Annotated in this window: 7 protein-coding genes and 2 pseudogenes; 3 read left to right on the forward strand and 6 right to left on the reverse strand. The window is 66.1% G+C overall.

Annotated features, from left to right (window positions below; genetic code table 11):
* The 3 genes and pseudogenes from NM2_RS43875 to NM2_RS43885 all read left to right on the forward strand — a co-directional run bounded on the left by NM2_RS43875 (position 1) and on the right by NM2_RS43885 (position 3,405).
* Complete coding sequence (locus NM2_RS43875; RefSeq protein ID WP_067682950.1) at positions 1-1,044, forward strand: phosphotransferase; 1,044 nt, start codon at positions 1-3, stop codon at positions 1,042-1,044.
* A gap of 31 nt (positions 1,045-1,075) precedes the next feature.
* A complete protein-coding gene (locus NM2_RS43880) occupies positions 1,076-2,167 on the forward strand; it encodes an Rv3169 family protein (RefSeq protein WP_067682952.1) in 1,092 nt (363 codons plus the stop codon).
* Positions 2,164-3,405 (forward strand): annotated as a pseudogene (locus NM2_RS43885) (cytochrome P450). The gene NM2_RS43880 and the pseudogene NM2_RS43885 overlap by 4 nt, the downstream one beginning before the upstream one ends.
* A 226-nt stretch (positions 3,406-3,631) precedes the next feature.
* Here the strand turns inward: NM2_RS43885 and NM2_RS43890 are convergent.
* From NM2_RS43890 to NM2_RS43915, 6 genes and pseudogenes are all read right to left on the reverse strand, one after another.
* Complete coding sequence (locus NM2_RS43890; protein ID WP_067682954.1) at positions 3,632-4,660, reverse strand: phytanoyl-CoA dioxygenase family protein; 1,029 nt, start codon at positions 4,658-4,660, stop codon at positions 3,632-3,634.
* Positions 4,657-5,451 (reverse strand): phytanoyl-CoA dioxygenase family protein, encoded by a 795-nt coding sequence (locus NM2_RS43895; protein WP_084532230.1) that lies wholly within the window; start codon positions 5,449-5,451, stop codon positions 4,657-4,659. The genes NM2_RS43890 and NM2_RS43895 overlap by 4 nt, the downstream gene beginning before the upstream one ends.
* A 10-nt stretch (positions 5,452-5,461) precedes the next feature.
* Entirely contained in the window at positions 5,462-5,971 is a 510-nt protein-coding gene (locus NM2_RS43900; RefSeq protein WP_218026112.1) for a cupin domain-containing protein, read from the reverse strand.
* A gap of 44 nt (positions 5,972-6,015) precedes the next feature.
* Complete coding sequence (locus NM2_RS43905; RefSeq protein ID WP_067682956.1) at positions 6,016-6,807, reverse strand: phytanoyl-CoA dioxygenase family protein; 792 nt, start codon at positions 6,805-6,807, stop codon at positions 6,016-6,018.
* 31 nt (positions 6,808-6,838) lie between these two features.
* The gene (locus NM2_RS43910) at positions 6,839-7,489 is read right to left on the reverse strand and encodes a TetR/AcrR family transcriptional regulator (protein ID WP_067682961.1); all 651 of its coding nucleotides are present in this window, start codon (positions 7,487-7,489) and stop codon (positions 6,839-6,841) included.
* A 54-nt stretch (positions 7,490-7,543) separates the two neighbouring features.
* Positions 7,544-7,772 (reverse strand): annotated as a pseudogene (locus NM2_RS43915) (enoyl-CoA hydratase); the annotation flags it as partial.

The following is a 7,772-nucleotide window of genomic DNA, read 5'->3' on the forward strand; positions in this document are numbered from 1 at the left end:
ATGCGTATCGAGAAACTCGACGCGCCGTGGCTGGCCGGTGTTCTGGGACTCGTCCCGGACCGGGTGCACGGCATGCGTTACGCCCCGCTGGGTACCGGGCAGGTCGCCGACACCTACCGGGTGAGCTACCGCGTCGACGACGCCGCCGAGCAGCACGTGGTCCTCAAGCTCACCTCCGCTGATCCGGCCAGCGTTACGGCCGGGCGGCACGAACAGAACTTTCTGCGCGAGGTCCGCTACTACCAGGTGCTCGCACCCCAGCTGAGCGTTCGGGTGCCGCGCTGCTGGCATGCCGAAATCGACGAGACGGGAACGGATTTCGTCCTGGTGCTGGAGGATCTGTCGGCGTGCAGGCCCGGCGATCAACTCCGCGGATGCACCGTGGACGAGGCGGTCGCGGTGCTGTCCGAGGCCGCGAAACTGCACGCTCCCCGATGGGGTGATCCCGCGCTGCGGGATCTGGCCTGGCTTCCCGGCACGATCGTGCCCTCGGATGCGGCGCTGGCGGCGGGGCCCGCGACGTTCCAGAAGTTCTGTCACCGCTACACCGGGCAATTCGACGCCGAGATCACCGAGGTCGGCCGGTACCTGTTCGATCATCTCGCGGAATTCTATGCGCTGAAACAGAATTCGATCGACACCGTGCAGCACGGCGACTTCCGCCCGGACAATCTGCTGTTCGGCGCCGCCGGGGACGCGCCGGCCGTCGCGGTCGTGGACTGGCAGACCGTCTGCCGCGGATCGGGCGTGCTGGACGTGTCGTACTTCCTCGGTGGTTCGCTCCCGCCCGAACAGCGCGCGGAGGTCGAACGCGATCTGCTGCGGCACTATCACGGGGAACTGCGTCGCCTCGGGGTGGCGGACTACACGTTCGAGGACTGCTGGCGGGACTACACCCGTTTCGCCTTCCAAGGCTATTGGATGGGGGTGCTGGCCGCCATGGCCGTCAAGCGGACCGATCGCGGCGACCGGATGTTCGCCGCGATGGTCCAGCGCGCCGGACGGCACGCATCGGATCTGGGAGCAGTGGGGTGCCTGGGATGAACGCGCGTGCCCACGCAGACAGGAGTGGTGGATGCTGATCCCCTTCGACGACTATCCGGTGCATCAGACGCCGCTGCCGCTGGCACAGTCCGGATTCGGTAGTCCTGATCACTATGATCGGTTCTGGTTCAACGGATTTCGCGACGACCTGATGTTCGGGGTGGCGTTCTGCTCGTACCCCAATCGGCAGATCATGGACGGCGCGTTCTCGGTGCTGCGCGACGGCCGCCAGACGTCGCTGTATGTGAGCGGACGGGCCAATCCGGATCCGACCGATACCCGGATGGGGCCGCTGCGCATCGAGATCGTGGAGCCGATGCGGGTCAACCGCGTGATCGTGGACGCCCCTGAGCACGGAATCGGTGCGGATCTGCGCTACACCGCGAAGACACCGGTGTTCGAGGAGGCGCGGCAGACCTCCTTCGCGGGCAGCCGCCTCGTCATGGACTGCACGCGGGCCACCCAGTGGGGCACCTGGACCGGCAGTATCGAAATCGACGGCGAGCGTATCGATCTGGGGCCGGGCATTCGTGCCACGAAGGATCGCTCATGGGGTCAACGTTCGACACCGGGGGTCGGACTCGGTGCGCCGTCGATCCCGAAAGGGCTGTTCTTCCTCTGGGCCCCTGTGCATTTCGAAGACCATTGCTTCCACTACCTGGTCTTCGAGAATCCCGACGGCTCTCGGTGGGTGCAGGATGCCGCGGTGGTGCCGATGCTGTCGGACGAGGCGGGAGCGGTGATCCGGCCCGCCCGGGTCGAGCACACGATCGAGTGGGCTCCCGGCGAGCGCCGGGCCGCCGCGGCCGAGTTCGAGGTGCATTTCCTCGACGGGAAGATCGAGCGCCTGGGCCTGCGCCCGCTGATGACATTCCGGATGAAGGGGTTGGGCTACGGCCATCCGCGCTGGGCGCACGGTGCCTGGCATGGCGAGGTCGCCGTCGGCGTGGAGAGGATCGACGCGGAGTCGGTGAATCCGTTGTCGCCGGAGAACATTCACGTGCAGCAACTGGTCCGGGCCGAGTGGCGCGGGCAGCAGGGGCTGGGCGTGCTCGAGCAGATCGTCGTGGGCCCGTATCCGCAATACGGATTCCGGGACTTCCTCGGTGGAGGTGTGTCGTGACGAATCCCGTTCAGCACGAGACCGACATCTCCTCCCGGGCGTTCTGGAATCGGACGTTCGACGAGCGGGACGAGAGTTTCGCTCGGCTGCGCACCGAGCCCGGACCTACCTGGCATCCGCCGATGCCCGCCGACTTCCCGTATGCCGAACCGGGATTCTGGGCCGCCACCACGCATCAGGACATCGTCTACGTCAGCAAACGATCCGACCTGTTCTCCTCGGCCGAAGGCGTCGCGGTCAGTCCGATGCCCAAGGAACCGCAGGTGGCGATGTCGTTCTTCCTCACGATGGATCCGCCTGAGCACACGATCTTCCGCAAGCTGATCAGCGCGGCGTTCACGCCGCGGCAGATCAAGCGGATCCAGCATCAGATCGAACGCAAGTCCGCGTAGATCGTGGACGATCTGATCGGGGCCGGGGACGTCGATTTCGTCTCGGCATGTTCGAGTCTGCTTCCCATGCATACCGTTTCGGACATGATCGGGATCGATCCGAAGGACCGTGAAGCGGTCCGGCAGGCGGCCGAGGCGCTGTTCGCGGGGAAGGAGGAGGCGGTATCCACCGACCTGGACAGCCTGACGTATATGGCGAGTCAGGTCGAGCTGCTGCGCAATGCCGCGATCGAGATCGCCGAGGCGCGCCGCCGCAAGCCGCAGGACGACCTCATGACCAATATCGTGCAGGCCGAGGTCGACGGCCATCGGCTGACGAACGAGCAGGTCGGCGCGTTCATGATCCTGCTGTCCTCGGCGGGCAACGATACGACCAAGCAGACCACCTCGCACTCGATGCTGGCGCTGGCCCGTCATCCCGACCAGAAGCGATGGCTGCTCGAGGACTGGGACGCCCGGATCGGCGGGGCCGTAGAGGAATTCATCCGCTGGGGCTCCCCGGTCATGGACTTCTCCCGAACGGCCCTCCGGGACACCGAGATTCGCGGATCACACATCCGCGCCGGGGACAAGGTCGGGTTGTTCTACTGTTCGGGCAACCGGGACGCGGCGGTCTTCGAGAATCCGGACGCCTTCGACATCACCAGAACCTCGAATCCGCACGTCGGTTTCGGCGGCGGCGGGGTGCACTACTGCCTGGGCAGCCACGTCGCCAAGACGCAATTGCGTGTGCTGTTCCACGAATTGCTCACTCGCGTACCGGATGTGGAGATCGGGGAACCGGTCTGGCTGCGAAACACCTTCGTGCACGGCATCAAGCACCTGCCCGCCCATTTCCCGGTGTGAACGACCCCTTCGGCCCGCCGCGTCATCGCACGGCGGGCCGAAGTCCGCCAGCCCCGCCGCGTCCGGATCGACAGCGTCGCCGATCTGTTCGGAGGCTGTACGCGGGGCGGGGTGAATCGACGTCCCGCGTCGCGGCCTCGGCCAGCACGAAGCCGGGCACGAATTCGGTGATGTGGCACGGCAATCCGAGCGGATCGGTTGCTCGCGCCCACCACCGCGACTTGAATCAGTCCCTCGATGATCCGACCAGGGTGCGGAAGGCTGGCGGATTGCGCTCGAGGTGTTCCGTGCCGATCGCGTCGACGAAACTCGGCCGGGCGGTGCCGAATCGGGCATAGGCCGATTCGAGGGTGAACGACGCCGGATTCGGAAGCGTTCGCGATCGGCCCGTCCGTAGATCGAGAGATCCCTTGGGCGGCAGTGGATCCGATCCGCCGTCCCCTGCGCTGTCGTCCAGAATCCAGCGCGCGGTGACTCGGGCCGGGGCATCCGGCCGCGCCCTTGCCGAATCACCGGATGCCGCATCATCGGGTGTGCCGGATCGATCCGAGACGTGCCTCCCGATCATGGCCGCGAGAATGACATCCGGGCCGAGAACGCTCTGAGCGAGAGTGTTCGCGATCGGGTGCAGCGCGATCTCCTCGAAGAGCCGATGGCGTATCAAAAGGTCGTCGGCTGCGACCGAATTCCTCACCTGCAGTTCGAAATTCACCTGCTCGCGCAGTTCGTCGGCGAGCGCCTCGGATATCGCACCGGGGACCAGGGTGTGACCCGCCTCGGCCAGTTCCGACACGTGCTGTGCGAGACCCAGCCGCCGCACCCGATGATCGAGGTGGGGGTTCTCGATCGTGCAGGCGGCCATGTGGTCGTGCAGCCCGGTCAGCAGGCCACGGACAGCGCGTGGGGTGTCGCCGCTGATCCGCATCACCCCCGGGCCGTGCCGATGCACCATCTCGCGATGGGCCCTGCCCACCGACTCGGGACCGGCGGCGTACACGGTCTGCGCCATGGCGAGCATGGCCTGGTAGTCGGACTCGACCCGCAGATCGGTGCCCTCGGCCGTACCGGGCCCCGCGACCACCACGCCCTCGCGAATCACCGCGTGCCAGGATCCGAGTATTCCCGGCGGCGGATCGGCGAACGACTCGCAGAAGCTGAACGACGCGCCGTTCGCGTTGTCGCGCAGGAAACCGGCCGCCCGATCGATCCATGCGTCGGAGAGGAATTCCAGCTCCGGCTGGGGCGAGGCGCTCACCGCGGCGACTTCCCGTTGACGAGGCCGAATCCCATCGTCTTGTAACCGAGCAGCTCGGCCAGTTCGTCGGAGGCGTACTGCACGACCGACGGGTCCAGCGCCAGGAACCAGTTCTCCTGGGTGCGGTAGATCGGTTTGGTGTACCAGCCGAAAATGCCTGCGCGGTAACCGTTCTCGGTGCGATTGAAACCGGTCCGGTGCCACACCCGGCTGTCGAAGACGATCAGCGTGCCCGCCGGAGCCTCCATCGGCACGGCGGTGATCGCGTCGTCCGGCCGGGGATTGCGATTGAGCAGATGACTGCCCGGCACGAAGCAGGTCGCGCCGTTGTCGGCGGTGAAATCGTCCACGCACCACGTGGCGTTCGCGCCCTGCGGTTCGCTGGGCCACGGCTCGGGCACGAACAACTGATCGGGGTGAATCTGCATCTCCCCGCCGCCCGGCCCGGTGATATTGGCCGAGAGATTGCCGAGCAGTATCGACCGGCCGAGGGCGGAACGCAACAGGCGCAATGCGATCGGATGGGTCACCAGATCGGCGAACACCGGCGCCCGGCTGAGCAGGTTCCAGACCCGCTGGTTGGTGTCGTCGTGCGCGTAGTCGAAGGCGAACTTGTGGGTTCGGCCGTGTGTTCGGTCGTCGGCGGCCGCGGTGTAGAGCCGGTCGCGGACCTCGCCCAGGGTTGCCGCGTCGAGCGCATCGGATACCGCGCAGATGCCGTGCTCACGAAGATCTCGCTCGGCGCGCTCCGGATCGGCGGTCGGCAGGGGAAGCGAAAGTGTTGTGCTCATTGCTGATCCGTTACTGTCGTACCCAGGCGTCGTGATTGGCGACGGCCGCCTCGATGATCGGCCGCCACTGCTCGGCCGTCTTGTCGGCCACCTTCATGTCGAAGGATGTGGCACTGCGGAATTCGAGCACCTCCGCACCCGAGGGGCCCGCGATATACGCGTACACGGCGTCCTGCGCGACAAAGAATCCGTCGCCCGCGGTCATCACCCGATTGCCCATGGAGATCTCGCCGGACAGCACGTAGTAGAGGCAGTCCGCGGAGTGGCTGTGCCGAGGCAGTTGGAAATTCGCGCCGAACCACGAATGGACCAGGCTGAATCCATCGGGCCCGTCACCCTTGAACAGCACCGTGACCTTGTTCCCATCGGCCATCGGTGACAGATCGTGTGTCTTGTAGACCGCCGGGGTGATGTCCGGTGGCGACATCATTCCGTCGTCGTCGAGGGATACCGCGTCCTCCGACCGATAGAAGACCATGTTCTTGCGGGGCTGGTCGCCGGGCATTTGCTTCTCCTTCATGTCACATATTCCGCGGCGCGTGTGGTTCGCGTCGAACGAAAGCCTCAGGCGCGCTGGTGCGCGCCGTCGTCGAGTGTGGTCAGCTGCGCGCCGATGCGGGTGTTGCCCATCGGTGCGAGCCCGAACAGATGCCGGGCCGCGCGGCTCATTTCCGCCTGCACCTCGGCGGGCAGGGTGAAGGCCCAATTCATCTGCTGGCGAATGAAATCGCTGGAGTAGTAGGCGAACATCATTCGCCGCCGTTCGTCGGATGTGGTGTTCTTTCCGGAGGTGTGCCACAGCCGGCCCTCCATGACGATGAACGATCCGGCCGGGGCCTCGAACGGCAACGTCGCGTCGATGGCGTCGGCGGGGACGTCCTCGAGCGATCGGAAGCGATGGCTCTGCGGGAGATAGCGTGTCGCGCCGTTCGCTTCGGTGACGTCGTCGAGGCACCAGATGATGTTGCAGGCCCAGGGATGTGGCCACGGCGGCGGCACGGTCAGCGCCTGATCGGAGTGTAATTTCATCGATCCGGATCCGGGCAGCGCGATATTGGCCGTGAAATTGGAGACGAGTATGTGCTCGCCGAGGACCGCGCGCACGGCATCGAGTGCGTCCTGTCGCAGCAGCAATTCGATGAAGATCGGATCGATCGCGGGGAGATTGTTGATCCGGATATTGGCGGCATTCGGGTCCAACGACGGTATGTGCGTGGTTCCCAGAGTGCGTTCGGTGACGGCTATTCCGTGATCGAGCCCTGTCCGGGCGCGGTCCAGATCGCGGCCCGACAATGCCCCGGGGAAGATGCAGAAACCCTCTTCCCGCAATTGTTCTCGCTGTGCCTCATCGATCATGAACTCGATCTCCTGTCCGGTCGGATTCGCTTCACGGCTGGATGATTCCGTCGATGCACAGGCCCCAGACCTCCTCGGCGGTGATCGGGTGCCTGGTCCGCTCGTCGGAATCCCCGAGGGTTCTGGCCGCGACCATCACGGCGGGAACCATCATGGCGGCCATCCGGCGCGGATCGGCGTCCCGGCGCAGCGCCCCGGCTCGCTGCGCCCGCTCGGTCAATTCGGCGAACACGGCGATCACGGGGCGGAACGCGGCGTTGATCTGCGCCGGATGCGATACGTGCAGCAGCGCGGCCAGATCGTGCACGGCCGATGCCGGGTGGCCGGAGCTGGACAGTTCGAACAGTGCCACGGTGGCGGTCCGCAAGCGTTCCAGCGCAGGGACATCGTCGTCGACGACGGTGTCGCGGAGCCGATCCGCGCTCTGGGCCAGGATGTCCTCGAAGACCGCGAGAAGCAGGTCCTGCTTGCTCTCGAATCGGCGATAGAAGCTGCGCCACGAATGGGTCGAGTGGTCGAGCACGTCCTGCACGTTGAATTCGGCTAGGCCCTTCGCCGCGATGACGGCGTGTGCCGCGGTCAGGAACGATTCGACGCGCTCCTGGGCACGCAGCGTGGCGCCGCGCAGCGAGCGCTCGACCGAGCGTCGCATCCAGGCCGGTTCGTCACTCGGTGCGGTCATCACCGCGCGCGGACGCTTCCGTGCCAGGGCCGGACTCGTTCGAATACCGTGGGGCTACTGGACATTCGCCTTCATCTCCGCGAGCCGGGCCAGGACCGGAAATCCGCTGACGCTCAGAGCATTTCCGTGTCCGCTCTGATGGATGTCGAAGACCGATTGGATGGCGGCGTAGAAGCCCTGGATGTCGAGGGTCTGATTGACCGCGCGCTTGGCTTGGCGCAGCCCGAACGGCGGCATCGCCGCGATCTGCTCGGCCCAGGCCCGGGCCTCGTCGTCGAGCCGG

The organism is Nocardia miyunensis NBRC 108239 (genome assembly GCF_001613065.1).
Classification (GTDB): domain Bacteria; phylum Actinomycetota; class Actinomycetes; order Mycobacteriales; family Mycobacteriaceae; genus Nocardia; species Nocardia miyunensis.